Source organism: Qipengyuania pacifica (assembly GCF_019711555.1).
Classification (GTDB): domain Bacteria; phylum Pseudomonadota; class Alphaproteobacteria; order Sphingomonadales; family Sphingomonadaceae; genus Qipengyuania; species Qipengyuania pacifica.
Window position 1 is genome coordinate 313892 of sequence record NZ_JAIGNQ010000002.1, and the last position, 14140, is coordinate 328031.

15 protein-coding genes are annotated in these 14140 nt (G+C 61.3%); 10 read left to right on the plus strand and 5 right to left on the minus strand.

Annotated features, from left to right (window positions below; translation table 11 throughout):
- Positions 1-6: 6 nt before the first annotated feature.
- From hemA to K3177_RS06790, 7 genes are all read left to right on the plus strand, one after another.
- Positions 7-1227, plus strand: coding sequence for a 5-aminolevulinate synthase (hemA, locus tag K3177_RS06760; protein ID WP_103023146.1), 1221 nt, complete (start codon positions 7-9; stop codon positions 1225-1227).
- Between the two features lie 6 nt (positions 1228-1233).
- Positions 1234-1512, plus strand: coding sequence for a YdeI/OmpD-associated family protein (locus K3177_RS06765; protein WP_221597656.1), 279 nt, complete (start codon positions 1234-1236; stop codon positions 1510-1512).
- A gap of 56 nt (positions 1513-1568) precedes the next feature.
- Positions 1569-2426 carry a TauD/TfdA dioxygenase family protein gene (locus tag K3177_RS06770; RefSeq protein ID WP_221597657.1) on the plus strand — a complete coding sequence of 286 codons (858 nt, stop codon included), beginning with the start codon at positions 1569-1571 and terminating at the stop codon, positions 2424-2426.
- 37 nt (positions 2427-2463) lie between these two features.
- Complete coding sequence (locus K3177_RS06775; RefSeq protein ID WP_221597658.1) at positions 2464-3654, plus strand: cell wall hydrolase; 1191 nt, start codon at positions 2464-2466, stop codon at positions 3652-3654.
- Between the two features lie 62 nt (positions 3655-3716).
- Positions 3717-4409: a nitroreductase gene (locus tag K3177_RS06780; RefSeq protein WP_221597659.1), complete on the plus strand. Its 693-nt coding sequence runs from the start codon at positions 3717-3719 to the stop codon at positions 4407-4409.
- Positions 4406-5179, plus strand: a complete 774-nt coding sequence (locus K3177_RS06785) for a hypothetical protein (protein WP_221597660.1) — start codon at positions 4406-4408, stop codon at positions 5177-5179. The genes K3177_RS06780 and K3177_RS06785 overlap by 4 nt, the downstream gene beginning before the upstream one ends.
- 62 nt (positions 5180-5241) lie before the next feature.
- Complete coding sequence (locus K3177_RS06790; protein WP_221597661.1) at positions 5242-5532, plus strand: hypothetical protein; 291 nt, start codon at positions 5242-5244, stop codon at positions 5530-5532.
- Between the two features lie 38 nt (positions 5533-5570).
- On the opposite strand, the gene K3177_RS06795 is transcribed toward K3177_RS06790, so the two are convergent.
- A complete protein-coding gene (locus K3177_RS06795; protein WP_103023140.1) occupies positions 5571-6773 on the minus strand; it encodes a type III PLP-dependent enzyme in 1203 nt (400 codons plus the stop codon).
- Positions 6774-7031: 258 nt separating this feature from the next.
- Between K3177_RS06795 and K3177_RS06800 the strand changes: the two genes are divergently transcribed.
- Positions 7032-8756 carry a GGDEF domain-containing protein gene (locus K3177_RS06800; protein WP_221597662.1) on the plus strand — a complete coding sequence of 575 codons (1725 nt, stop codon included), beginning with the start codon at positions 7032-7034 and terminating at the stop codon, positions 8754-8756.
- Here K3177_RS06800 and K3177_RS06805 read toward each other — a convergent pair.
- From K3177_RS06805 to K3177_RS06820, 4 genes are read right to left on the minus strand one after another with little or no spacing between them, the layout of a single operon-like run.
- Complete coding sequence (locus K3177_RS06805) at positions 8726-9904, minus strand: carboxynorspermidine decarboxylase (RefSeq protein WP_221597663.1); 1179 nt, start codon at positions 9902-9904, stop codon at positions 8726-8728. The two genes, K3177_RS06800 and K3177_RS06805, sit on opposite strands and share 31 nt — an antisense overlap.
- On the minus strand, positions 9904-10866 hold the full coding sequence (locus tag K3177_RS06810; protein ID WP_221597664.1) for a peptidyl-alpha-hydroxyglycine alpha-amidating lyase family protein: 963 nt from the start codon (positions 10864-10866) through the stop codon (positions 9904-9906). The genes K3177_RS06805 and K3177_RS06810 overlap by 1 nt, the downstream gene beginning before the upstream one ends.
- Positions 10863-11219 carry a DMT family protein gene (locus K3177_RS06815; RefSeq protein WP_173829973.1) on the minus strand — a complete coding sequence of 119 codons (357 nt, stop codon included), beginning with the start codon at positions 11217-11219 and terminating at the stop codon, positions 10863-10865. Before K3177_RS06815 ends, K3177_RS06810 begins: the two co-directional genes overlap by 4 nt.
- A gap of 2 nt (positions 11220-11221) precedes the next feature.
- A complete protein-coding gene (locus K3177_RS06820; RefSeq protein ID WP_196846460.1) occupies positions 11222-12433 on the minus strand; it encodes a saccharopine dehydrogenase family protein in 1212 nt (403 codons plus the stop codon).
- Between the two features lie 233 nt (positions 12434-12666).
- On the opposite strand from K3177_RS06820, the gene K3177_RS06825 reads away from it, so the two are divergent.
- Together K3177_RS06825 and K3177_RS06830 are read left to right on the plus strand one after the other, a co-directional pair.
- A complete protein-coding gene (locus tag K3177_RS06825) occupies positions 12667-13620 on the plus strand; it encodes a threonine ammonia-lyase (protein WP_221597665.1) in 954 nt (317 codons plus the stop codon).
- A gap of 67 nt (positions 13621-13687) precedes the next feature.
- Complete coding sequence (locus K3177_RS06830; RefSeq protein ID WP_196846462.1) at positions 13688-14140, plus strand: MAPEG family protein; 453 nt, start codon at positions 13688-13690, stop codon at positions 14138-14140.

Below are 14140 nucleotides of genomic sequence, written 5' to 3' on the forward strand. Positions count from 1 at the left end.
TACGCCGTGAACTACGACCAGATCTTCGACGAAGCGATTGCCCGACTCCATGAGGAAGGCCGCTATCGTGTCTTTATCGACATCCTGCGCAACAAGGGCGCCTTCCCTAACGCGCGGTGTTTTGCTGGTCACAACGGTCCAAAGCCGGTCACCGTGTGGTGCTCGAACGACTATCTCGCCATGGGGCAACATCCCAAGGTCATCGAGGCCATGGAAGAAGCGCTGCACGATGTGGGCGCCGGTTCGGGTGGAACGCGCAATATCGGTGGCAACACCCATTATCACGTCCAGCTCGAAGCCGAACTGTCGGATCTACACGGCAAGGACGCGGCCCTGTTGTTCACCAGCGGCTATGTTTCCAATGACGCTACGCTGTCGACCGTGGCGAAGCTGCTGCCGGGCTGCGTGATCTTTTCCGACGAATTGAACCACGCCAGCATGATTGCGGGCATCCGTAATTCGGGCTGCGAAAAGCGCGTCTTCCGCCATAACGATCTCGAACACCTCGAACAGTTGCTGGCTGCCGAAGATGCGGACACGCCCAAGCTGATCGCCTTCGAAAGCGTTTATTCGATGGATGGCGACGTCGCACCGATCCATGCGATCTGCGACCTTGCGGAAAAATACAACGCGCTGACCTATATCGACGAAGTGCACGCCGTCGGCATGTACGGCCCGCGCGGCGGCGGCATTTCGGAACGCGACGAAGCGGCACATCGTATCGACATCATCGAAGGCACGCTGGGCAAGGCGTTTGGCGTGATGGGCGGCTATATCGCGGCCGACCGGAAGATCGTCGACTGCATCCGGTCCTATGCGCCCGGCTTCATTTTCACCACATCGCTCAGCCCTGCTCTGGTGGCTGGTGTGCTGGCATCGGTCCGCCATCTCAAGGCGTCGAGCGAGGAACGCGAAGGTCAGCAGGCTGCCGCCGAACTGCTCAAGCAGAAGATGCGCGATGCGGGCCTTCCGGTCATGGACAGCGTAACGCATATCGTCCCGCTGATGGTGGGAGATCCGGTTCACGCCAAGAAGATCAGCGACATCCTGCTTGCCGAATACGGCGTCTACGTACAGCCGATCAATTTCCCGACCGTACCGCGCGGCACGGAACGGCTTCGCTTCACGCCCGGCCCGGCGCACACTCCCGCCATGATGGACGACCTCGTGTCTGCCCTGGTGGAGATCTGGGACCGGATGGATATGGAACTGGCCAAAGCGGCCTGAAGCGGCGTGGCGAAGGCAGCCGACCCCGACTTTCGCCACCAGCTCACCCCAGAACTTAAAGCTATGCTTGATGGCGATGCTTCGCTGTCGGCGAAATGGGAAGCGCTGACCCCGCTCGCCAGAAATGAATGGATCTGCTGGACCCTGTCCGCCAAGCAGGAGGCTACGCGCGAAAAGCGTCGCGAGCGGCTGCACGAGGAAATCCTCGCCGGGAAAAAGCGCCCATGCTGCTGGCCCGGCTGCCCGCACCGGCGCGAAAGCGCGCGCAAGTTCGTCGACGCATGACCCTCTAGCCAGTTCTCCTCCCCTTGTGGCATGCTACGCCTAGAGGAGAGAGATAAATGGCAACTACCTTCGACCGCACGAAGCTCGATACCGGCACGCTCGACATCAGGCCGATAACGCCTGCCATTGGGGCCGAAATTCTGGGCATCGACCTGGGGTCGACGGATATCGGTGATCGGATACCGCAGATCCGGGCAGCCCTTCTCAAACATGGTGTCATCTTCTTCCGCGATCAGGATCTCACCACGGCGCAGCATATCGCATTCGCGCGCCACTTTGGAAAACTCGAAATCCACCCGGCGACGCCTAAGGACCAGCCCGATCCCGAAGTGCTGCGGATCGAACACGGACCCAAGAGCCGCGGTCAGGAAAATGCCTGGCATTCCGATGTCACCTGGCGCGAAGAACCATCGCTCGGATCGATCCTGCTTGCGCGCGAGGTGCCGGAATGTGGCGGCGACACGCTCTTCGCGAACATGCATATGGCGTACGAACGGCTCTCCGATCAGATGAAGCGTTTCTGCGAAAGTCTCACCGCCGTTCACGACATTGCTCGCGTTTTTGCCCGTCGGCTCGGCAAGCGACCGGAAGAACTGCACGATCAATATCCACCCACGCGCCACCCTGTCATCCGCACGCATCCCGAGACAGGCGAACGGGCGATTTACGTCAACACCGCCTTCACATCGCACATCGATGGGCTGGACGAGGCCGAAAGTCGGTGGCTACTCGATCACCTGTTCGCCACGGCGCGCGATGCGGAAATTCAATGCCGCTTTCGCTGGCGTGCTGGTTCGATCGCTTTCTGGGATAACCGCGCCTGCCAGCATTTTGCCGCCAGCGATTATTTCCCTGCGCGGCGGGTGATGGAACGCGTGACGATCGCAGGCGACAGACCCTATTTCGAAGCCTGACGCTGGAAGCGGGAAAAAACCGGCTTAAATAGCCCTGATGAATGGCAACGGCCCTGGCACGCGATCGAAACGCGATTTTGCTCCGGCGCTGGCGTTGGTCGGCCTTCTGCTGCTGCCCTTCCTGTTCCTTGGCCTTTTCCACCAGACGCCCCACTCTCCCGTTCATGATCGGGAGGCCGCGGTGGAGCAGGTCCTTCCCCTTCCTGCCGTACCGGATCTTCCCGCCACGGGCGAAGACACGGTGATCCTCTCCCAGCTTGCCGCAGACGATGCACAGGCCCGTAATGCGGCAGTCGGGTTCGCAGCGGCGGGACCGGGCAAGGCCACTCCGTTTTCGTTTCGCGGAAGCAGCGCGGATCGGGCGCGTGCACGCGACTGTCTGGCTCTCGCCGGAATGGCCGAAGCAGGCGGCGGCGACGGTGATCAACGCGCGGTGATGCAGGTCATACTCAATCGCGTTCGCCATCCTGCATTCGCCAAAACAGTCTGCGGGGTGGTCTTCGAAGGCTCGCAGCGACCGACCGGTTGCCAGTTCAGCTTTACCTGTGATGGGTCGCTGGCGCGTCGCTATTCCGATGCTGCCTGGCGGGCAGCCCGGGCACGGGCCGACGAAATGCTCGCCGGCGCTATCGATGCGACTGTCGGCAACGCCACCCACTTTCACGCGAATTACGTCTATCCATGGTGGAGCGACAAGCTCGACAAGGTAGCGCAGGTCGGCCCCCATATCTTCTTCCGCTGGCGCGGTTTCTGGGGCACGCGCAATGCACTCTCCGCTCGTTATGGCGGAGGAGAACCGGATCCGCTTCGCTTGCAGGAAACGGCACTGACCGTGGCAACGGCCAACCCGCTCCCCACCCTCATGCAGGGCGGCGAAGCGGTGCGTAGCATCACGACCGAGATGGTAAACCAAACCACCGAAGGGGGCGACGCAACACCGTCTTCGCCAGGCGCGGGAATACATTTCGTGCTCGTATCATCGTCTGACGCACCAGCGGCGCTGGTCGACAAGGCACGTTCGCTGTGTGGGAGCGAAGGGTATTGCCGCGTGCAGGGATGGAGCGATGCGAGCAACATTCCGGCCAAACTACCACTGACTGAAGAAGCCCGCCGAAGCGTGCGCTTCAGCTTTGTTTCGGCAAGCGCGAACGCGGCAGAAGCAATCTTCTTCGACTGCCGCACCTTCCCTGCGCCCGACGTTGGCACCTGCCTGCCCACCAGGCCGTAGCGGATTTTGCGCCTTCGATTCGCAGCGCTAGTCCTGCTACGAACACACTTGGGAGAAGATGGATGAGCGGCAATCCGGATATGACGTACGAAGAGGTGGTGATGAGCCGCCGTTCGATCCGGGGTTACCTCGACAAACCGGTGCCTCGGGCGATAATCGAAGAGGTGCTGACCCTCGCCATGCGTTCACCGACATCCATGAATACGCAGCCGTGGCATTTCCATGTCATCACCGGCGAACCTCTCGACCGCATTCGTAAAGGCAATACGGAACGGATTCTCGCCGGAGAGCCCGACAGCCGCGAATTCCGGCGCGGAGAGCCTTTTGCAGGCATTCATCGCGAACGCCAGATCGGGGTTGCCAAGCAATTGTTCGGAGCGATGGGCATCGAACGGGACGATAAGGAAAAACGGCAGGATTGGGTGTTGCGCGGTTTTCGCCAGTTCGATGCGCCGGTCTGCGTAATCGTGGCCTATGATCGCGAACTGTCGGGAAGCGATGACACGCCCTTCGATTGCGGAGCCGTAACGACCGCACTGGTCAACGCGGCATGGAGCCGCGGCCTCGGCTGCGTAATCAATTCGCAGGGCATCATGCAAAGCCCGGTGGTTCGCGAACATGCGGGCATTCCAGAGGAGCAGGTGATCATGAAAGCAGTGGCGCTGGGTTGGCCCGACGAGAGTTTTCCAGCCAATGCGGTCGTCAGCGAGCGCAAGCCGGTCAACGAAGCGGCACGCTTCGTGGGGTTTCCATGAGTAGCGCCTTCATCGATCTGGGTAACGGTTTCTGGTCCGTTCGCGGCAGTTTTCGGGTCGGGGGCTTTTTCGACGTGGGAACGCAATGCTCGCTGGTGCGACTCGCCAACGGCAATTTTGTGTTTCTCGACAGTTATACCCTCCCCGATGCCGTCCATTCCGACATCCTCAAACTGACCGATGGCGGTGCCAGGGTGGAGGCGGTGCTCAACCTGCATCCCTTTCACACGCTCCATTGCGAATGGATGCATGAAGCGTTTCCAAACGCGCAGCTCCATGGCACTGCCCGACATCACGAACATTTGCCCCACTTGCCCTGGTCGGACACTCGCTGCGAACAGGACGAACTTGCACAGCAGTACAGTGACGACTTCTCGTTTTCGGTACCGAGCGGGGTTCCCCTCGTCTGTTCCGACGATAGCGTGCATTTTTCGTCAGTGCTCGCGTTTCACCGGGCAAGCGGGACCATCCATGTCGATGATACCTTCGTATATCTGCGCAAGGGCTTTCCGCTTTCGCTTATGCCTTTCACAGGCCGGCTTGGCTTTCATCCCACATTGGCGAAGGCGCTCGAACCGCACGCGGGTGCGGCCGACGCTTTTCGTGACTGGGCGTTCGACATCGGAACGCAATGGGCCGGGGCGAAGCGCATAGCAGCAGCACACAATGCCGTGCTGGAACTGGAACGTGACGCATTTCCCGAATTGGTCGGCGAAGCGTTGGGCAGGATCAGGCCGACGCTGGACGCCCATCGCGAAAAGTACGGTTAGCAAACAGCCTCATTTTGGCCGTATTGTAGTTCACTTCATCCGTCGCCCGTTCATGGTGTGCGATGGGCCGACAACCGTTCATCCAACAGAAAGGCTGGCAAAGCGACCGGCACTGCCAACTGTTCACGATGACGATTGCAAGAAATGAAAAAGAACATTCTTCTGGTGCCGACAGGCTCTTTCACGGGATTGCTGGAAGCGAAAAAGCAGCGGCCCGGTGCGCCGCAGCAGCACCGGGAAACATCGAAAGCCCCGCGTTCCGGGCGTGCAGACGCGTAATCCAGTCCGCGTCGTCAGGCTGGATCACGGAACCCGATCGTGTCGCACTGAATGAAAAGGCCGCCCTGCTGTAAGCATGGGCGGCCCGTTTTCTTCGCTAGCTAGGCCTGCGTCAGCGCAAGCTTACGACGTTATCCGCCGCCGGACGCTGGCGGCTACCATCGTAGAGGCTCGCCATCGGCTCGTCCTGCACTACAATCCGCTCGGCAGCGCCGAAGCCGTTGAAGTCCGTCTTCATCGCCGCACCGTACGCACCAAGCATACCGATCTCGATATAATCGCCTGCCTGAATATCTTCGGGCAGGACGAATGGGCCCTGCATGTAATCCGCATCGTCGCAGGTCGGACCGTAGAAGGCGAAATCCATCTCGGGCTTGATCAGATCGTCTTCGAGCGCGCGCACGGGGAACTTCCAATCCACATGAGCCGCATCGAACAGCGCGCCGTAGGCGCCATCGTTGATGTACAGTTCGTCGCCGCGCCGCTTCTCCACCTTGACGATGAGCGAGCTGTATTCGGCGCACAGCGCACGGCCCGGCTCGCACCACAATTCGGCGTTGTAAGCGATCGGCAGATTGTAGAAGTTCTGGTGGATGATCTGGAAGTAGTCTTCCAGCGGCGGAGGCTCCATCCCCGGATAGACCGAGGGAAAACCGCCGCCGACGTCGATCATGTCGATGACCACCGATGCCTCGCCGATGGCGATGCGCACGCGTTCCAGCGCCTGTACATAGGCGAAAGGCGTCATCGCCTGGCTGCCCACGTGGAAACACAGGCCCAGCCAGTCGGCATGCTGGCGTGCTTCCTGCAGCAGCGCGGGCGCCTCGGTCAGGTCGCACCCGAATTTCGACGCAAGGCTGAGCTCTGAATACTCGCTTGATACGCGCAGACGGATGCACAGGCGCAGGTCCTGCGCCGGTTCGCCGGCATCGTCCCGGCATGCATCGACGATCTTCTCCAGTTCCTCGACGGAATCGAGGCTGAAGGTTTTCACCCCGTGCTGGCGATAGGCTTCGCGAATGGCGCTGGGCGCCTTCACCGGATGCATGAAGCAAAGCGTCGCGTCGGGCAGCGTCGCACGCACCAGCCGCACTTCGGCGATCGAAGCCACGTCGTAATGCGTCACGCCGTTGTCCCACAGGATCTGGACCAGATCCGGCGACGGGTTGGCCTTCACCGCATAGAGCGACTTACCCGGAAACTTCTCGACGAAGAAACGGGCAGCGCGCGCCGCGGCGTGCGGGCGGTTCAGAATGATGGGTTCGTCGGGCGCGAGCGCGCGAACTACGGACCGGGCGTCAGGGAAATGCGGCAACTCAAGGGACCCCCTAAACAGTCCTTGCGGACCATGAAACGACAAGCTGCCTTGCGGTTAGGAAGTCCCCTTGGGGCAGCGGGAGCGGCGCATATAAATGGTGGGTCATTAATCGCAAGTGAAATGTAGGAATAGGAATGCAAGCGCAGCCGGGTCGCGGCGAGGCTGAGTTGCGATAGGGCGACCGGTAAAAACCGTTTTTTATCAAAAGGCGAAAGATTAACCCACATACAAACATGTGATGCTAGCGCCGCCTTTATGAGACGCGCCGTCCACTATTTGCTGATGATGCTCGCCGCAACCTTCCTTTCCGGGTTGGCTGTGGATGCGCGCGCAGCAAGCGGCGCGGCGAATTGCATCCTTGCGACGGACGACCTGCTCGATTCGGCAGAGGCAGCTGCTTCTTCAAACTGGGTCTGCGATGCGGCCAAGCTCGATGCGGTCGGGGATCACAGCTGGGTTCGCATCCCGGCAGAGGCGCTGCATGTCGAGGAGCCGGTTCTTATCGGTGATGCCATGGCATCCAGCGGCTTGATCATTGCGCGGGCAAAGTCCGATGGTCGCATGGCAAGCCGGGCCATGAGTTCCGCCGCGCTTGCAAAGAACTGGACGACCGGCACCCGCTTTGCCCTCCCCTTGCACAGCCTCGGCGGCGAAGGCCCCTTGTTCGTGCGCGTCGATCGTCCGCTTGGGCCCGATCTCGCCCATGGGCTCAAGGTCGTGTCAACCGAAGCGGCAGAGCGCGACCGTACCGGATCGCTTGTGCTGCTCGGCGTGGTCCTCGGCATGCTCATTCTTACCGCGATTGTCAGCGGTTTCATGGCGATCGCGCTGCGCCGCTGGTTCGCCGCGGTGCATTTCGCTTTTTCGGCCCTGCTGGTCATTTACGTCACCACTGCGGGCTCCCTCATATTTCTGATTGCGCCGGGCATCTCGCTCTGGACGCGTTCGGTGATTTCCTACGCCACTCTCGCCTGGGCGATCGCCCTGCTCGCCCCCTTCGCGCTGACCTTCTTTGAACGCGACGCAATCACGCCTGCCATGCGGCGGGTGGCAATCGCGTGCGGCCTGCTGGTATTTGCAGGCGGCTTTCTGCTTCCGCTTGGCGCCCTGCTGGGTATGAGCATGCGCGCCGCTTACAACCTCTGCTTCATCCCCGGTTCCATCGCCACACTGGTGATCACCACCTCGGCGTGGCGCAAGGGGAGCGAGGCCGCGCGTGTATTCGTCATGGCGTGGAGCGTACCCTTCGTATTTTCCATCGAACGGCTGGTCCGTAACCTCGGCCTCTACTCGCTCCCGCCGATCGCCGACTTCGGCTTCTATCTGTCTCTGGCGTTCGAAGCGGCTGCGCTGATGGCGGCCGTGGGCTGGCGCGTCAAAGCCCTGCGGGAGGAACGCGACGCCGCTCTTGCCGTCAGCGACGATCTGGCGCGCGAGGCACGCCATGATGCGCTGACGGGCTTGGGGAATCGACGCGATTACGATGCGCGCGTCTGGCAGGCGGGAGACATGCTCGGCCTGATCGACATCGATCGCTTCAAATCGGTCAACGACACCTATGGCCACGCCACGGGCGACCGCGTGCTCGAATGGCTGGGCGACATGCTGAGACGTGAGATCGCAACCGGCTCCTTCGTCGGCGCTTGGCGGCTGGGGGGCGAGGAATTCGCCGTGGTCGTCCGCGCCGCGTCGGTCGAACTGGCCGCGCTCGAACTCGACCGGGTGCGCCGCGGAATCCCCCTCGCGATCGATAACGAGGTGCCCGGTCTGGACGAGCCGATCACGGCCAGCGCCGGCCTCGCCAAGGTCGATCCCGCAGATCCGAAGGCAAGCTATCGCGAAGCCGACTTGCTGCTTTACAATGCCAAGCGAAGCGGCCGCGACCAGCTATGTTTCGACCGCCGCGACCCTTTGCGCGAAACGAGGGACGCTGCGCCCCTGCTTGGTCCTCAGCTCAACCTGTCGCGGAAGGTGTCGTAGCCGAACTCTTTCACCAGCTCGAGGTGGTCGGTTTCGCTGTCCCAAAGATAGATGCTGGGAAGCTGGACCCCGTTGAACGTATTGGTTTTCACCATCGAATAATGGGCTTGGTCGAGGAACGCGAAACGCTTGCCCACCTCTGCGCCGCCTTGAATGCGGTAATCGCCGATCACGTCTCCGGCGAGGCATGACGGCCCGCCGATCCGCACCTCTGTCACGGTCTGGTCCGCGCTTTCGCCAAGCATGGCCGGGCGATAGGGCGCCTCGATCACGTCCGGCATGTGGCAGGTGGCCGAAATGTCGGCCACGGCGACGGGCAGTTCGTTGAAACCGGTGTCCAGTATCGTCCCGACGAGGATACCCGCGTCCAGCGCCACCGCCTCACCCGGTTCGAGATAGATGTCCGCGCCCGTATCCTCTTTCGCATCGCGCAGGAATTCGATCAGCTCCTCGCGCTGGTAATCGGCGCGGGTGATATGGTGGCCCCCGCCCATGTTGATCCACTTGAGCTGGCCGAACCACGGTTCGATCGCATCGAACACCTTGTCCCATGTGGCGTGGAGCGGTTCGAAATCCTGTTCGCACAGATTGTGGAAATGGATACCATCGACCTGCGCCATGATTTCCGGCGTTAACTGGTCGATCGGGAAACCCAGCCGGCTGCCCGGGCTGGACGGATCGTAGCGCGGCACTTCGCCCGTTGCATGCTTGGGGTTGATGCGCAGCCCGACGTCGAAATCCTGACCCGCCGCGCGCGCATTTTCCAGGATCAACGCGGCCCGCTCCAGCTGGCCGGGCGAATTGAAGATCACATGGTCGGACAGCCGGCACACCTCTTCCAGCTCGTCGGGTTTGTAAGCTGCAGAATAGGTCGCGATCTCGCCGTCGTAGAATTCGCTGGCCAGTCGCGCTTCCCACAGCCCGGACGTACACACACCGTCCAGATATTCGCCGATAATCGGCGCCGTCGACCACATCGAAAAGGCCTTGAGCGCAGCCAGTACCTTGATGTCGGCCTCGTCGCGGATGTTTGCCAGCACCTGGCAGTTGGCGCGCAGCTTTGCCGCATCCACGACAAAGGCCGGGCTGCTGACCCGGTCCAGATCGAATTGGGCGAATGCGCCCGGATCGCCGGCTTTTGTTTCCATCACTCGTCTTCCGTCGTCTGGGCCAGTTCGAAGGTCAGCACACGCTTGCCCTCCGGATCGGCCAGATAGATTGTTCCGTCACCGCCGATCGCAAGGTCGTGCCCCTTTGTCGGCCCTTCCCCGCTCGCGTCGAGAATGCGCTCGATCGTACCATCCGGCCGCCAGACGCGCACGATGGCACCTTCACGATCGCTGGCATCGCGCCCTTCAACTGACACGAAATACCCCTGCCCCAACGGTTTGACCGCATAGGGATAGCCGGGCGTATTGTACGTTTCCAGCAAACGCCCGCCTTCACTGAATATCTTGATGCGCCGGTTCTCTCGGTCGGCGACATAGACCTTGCCGTCCTTCACCGCGACCGAATGCGGAACGGCAAGCCCGCCAGCGCCCGAACCTTCATGGCCCCATTGGCTCAGGAAATTACCCTGCCGGTCGAATACCGCGATCCGCGAATTCGCATATCCGTCGGCTACGAATACCGTGTCCCTGCCGAAAGCAACGTCCGTCGGTCTGCCGAAATGATCCGGCACATCGTCCGATCTGCCTCGCGCGCCCATCGTCATTTCCAGCGTGCCATCGTGGGAAAAGCGCAGCACTTGCTCGCGTTGCACATCCGTGATCCAGATATTGTCTGTATCATCGATAGACAGGCCGTGCGGCATTACCGTCTCGCCAGCGCCCCAGCGACCCAGCAACTTACCATTGCGCGCGAACATGAAAACCACCGGATCATCGATCGGATTGGACGGAAACGGCTCTTTCCAATCGCGTCCGGCACGCTGGAGCACGAAGATATGCCCGTGGCTGTCGGTATCGACGGCGCTGACTTCGCCCCAGGCGACGCCTTCCGGGATTTCCGCCCAATTGCCATCCACTTCGGCGCGCGGCGCGTCTTCCGGCTTTGTCTGGCCCGAACATGCCGCCAGGGCCAGTGCAGCAAGAACCGCTATCCGCTTCATGACGGAAAAGGTCCGCGAAACACGAACACCGCCCCCGCGGCGATCAGCATGAAGCCGATCGCCTGGTTTAGTCCGGGACGAATTCCGAACAATGCCCAGGCGACGATAACGAAACCGATCAAGGAGCAGATCTCGGCAATGGTCTTGAGCTCAGCCAGTGAATAGGTCTGAGCGCCGATACGGTTCGCCGGCACGGCCAGCATGTATTCGAAGAACGCAACTCCCCAACTCAACAGCACCGCCACCCACAACGCGCGATGCGGAGCCTTGAGATGGCCGTACCACGCCAGATTCATCAGCAGACTGGATAGGGCGAGGAGCACGATCGGCGCGAACACAGCCGCGCGGGTCACGATCAGAAATCCACCGGCCCGTCCAGTTCCTTCACCTGCCACGGCAGGCCATGTTCGTTGAGCATGTCCATGAAAGGATCGGGATCCATTTCTTCCATGTTGAACACGCCGTCGCCGGTCCACTTGCCGGTGACCATCATGGCCGAACCGATCATCGCGGGCACACCGGTGGTATAGGAAACCGCCTGGTTGCCGGTTTCCTCATACGCCGCTTCGTGGCTGCAGATATTGTTGATGTAAAACGTCTTCTCGCCGCTGCCATCCAGCGCTTCACCCGTCGCGATCACGCCGATATTGGTGTTGCCCTTGGTGGTTTCGCCCAGCGTTTCAGGCTTGGGCAGGACCGCCGCGAGGAATTGGAGCGGGATGATGTCCTTGCCCTGATACCGGACGGGATCGATCCGGGTCATGCCCACGTTCTGCAGGACGGTCAGGTGCTTGATGTACTCATCGCCGAACGTCATCCAGAAGCGCGCCCGTTCCATCTCCGGATTGAACTTGGCGAGGCTTTCCAGCTCTTCGTGGTACATCATGTACATGTTCTTCGGGCCGACCGCCTCGAAGTCGAATTCGACCTTCTTGCCCATGGCCGGGGTTTCGACGAATTCACCGTTTTCCCAGTGGCGCGCAGGTGCGGTCACTTCGCGAATGTTAATTTCGGGATTGAAATTGGTGGCGAAGGCCTGGCCATGGTCGCCGCCGTTGCAGTCGAGAATATCGAGCTGGCGAATGGTCTTCAGCTTGTGCTTCTTGAGCCACATGGTGAAGACGCTGGTTACGCCGGGGTCGAAACCCGATCCCAGCAGCGCCATCAATCCTGCACTTTTGAAGCGGTCCTGATAGGCCCACTGCCAGTGATATTCGAACTTGGCCTCGTCCTTCGGTTCGTAATTGGCCGTGTCCAGATAATCGACGCCCGCTTCCAGGCAGGCGTCCATGATCGGCAGATCCTGATATGGCAGGGCCAGGTTGACCACGAGTTCGGGACCGATCTTCTTGATGAGATTGACCATCGCCGGAACTTCCTCGGCGTCGATCTCATAGGTGCTCACATCCACCCCCGTACGCTCTTTCACGGAAGCGGCGATCGTATCGCACTTGCTCTTGGTGCGGCTGGCCAGGTGGATATTGGTGAAGATATCGGGGTTCATCGCCATCTTGTGGACGCAGACCGAGCTGACGCCGCCGGCACCGATCACGAGGACTGTCGACATGAAAATATTCTCCGGGTTCGAATCTTGGGCGCTCCCTAGCGAAATGCACCGGCAGCGCCAAACGATCCGCCATCCCCGTTTCCTACTTTGCGTAATTTCGGCATAGCCGGGTACATGACCAAATATATCCCCTGCCCCCTCTCCGCCCGTTTGCAGCGCCAAACCGGGCCGGATTTTTTTGCCCTTGGACGGTGTAACATGCGGTCCATGTGTTCTGCCCGAGCGACGAACTGATGAGCGATATCCGCGCACCGAATCGCGACGGCGTGCTTGCCGCAGCGCGCTCTGTCGCCGCTATCTTGCCCCCCACCCCGCTTTTGCCGGTCGAGATCGGCGGGGTTCGCTGCCATGTGAAAGCGGAAAGCCTGCAGCCCGTCGGCGCGTTCAAGATCCGCGGGGGCTGGTGGCGGCTTTCGAACCTTGATGACACGGAACGGGCGCGCGGCGTGATCGCCGTTTCCTCGGGCAACCATGCGCAAGGCGTCGCCTGGGCGGCTCGTCGTCTCGGGATTGCCGCCGCGATTGTGATGCCGCGCAACGCTCCACAGGTGAAGCTGCAAGCGACCCGTGCTCTGGGCGCGGAAATCGTTCTGTATGACCGCCCTGGCCAAAACCGGGACGACGTGGCGGCAAAGCTGGTGGAAGAACGCGGTGCAGTCCTCGTTCACGCCTTTGGCGATCCCTGGGTCATCGAAGGCCAGGGAAGCGCCGGTATAGAGATCGAGGCGCAGCTTGGCCGTGCACCGTCGCGCCTGCTGGTCTGCTGCGGCGGCGGCGGCCTGGCGGCCGGTCTCGCTCTCGCCTGTCCCGAAAGTGCTATTCATATCGTCGAGCCGCACGGGTGGGACATGGTCGGTCGGGCGATTGCGGCTGGCCAGGTGGTCCATGTCGGCGAGAACCCGCCTTCCACCATCTGCGACGCCCTGCAGCCCGATACTACCAAGCCGATCAACCTGTCGGTCCTTCAGGGACGCGCCGAACCCGGTGTCACCGTCACCGACGAGGAAGTCCGGGCAGCACAGCGCTTCGCCTTCGGCCATCTCAACCTCGTGGTCGAACCCGGTGGCGCTGCCGCCCTTGCCGCAGCGCTTGCGGGCAAAGTCGCGGTGGACGAGGATACGGTGATCATGGTCACCGGCGGCAACACCGACGCAGCAAGCTTCGCTGCGACCATCACTGATCGATAGTTGCGTTTGACAATCGATCCGCGCCGCCGCACGTTCGTCGGCAAGGGTCAAAGGGGAGAAATCGACAATGCTAGCCCAGATGCTCGCACCCGCGGCGGTACTGATCGCGTGGTCGCTGATAATGCTCGTCTGGATGGCTGCAACGCGCCTGCCAGCGATGGGCAAGGCCGGTGGCGGCCTGGGAAATGCCCGTCCGGGCGGTCGCGGCCAGGATCTCGAAGGGGTTCTGCCGGACAAGATCAACTGGAAAGCGCATAATTACGCTCACCTCATGGAACAGCCGACGCTGTTCTACGCCGTCACGATCATCATCGCGCTGCTCGGCGCCAGTGCTTTCGACGTCGTTGCCGCATGGATCTATGTCGCTCTTCGTATCGTGCATTCGGTCTGGCAGGCCACGGTAAACGTCGTAAAGATCCGCTTCCTGCTCTTCTTCCTGTCGAGCGCGGCGCTGATGTATCTCGCCTATCGCGCCATTGCCCTAACCATGTTCCATGACCCGAGCCTGGCGCCGGCATGA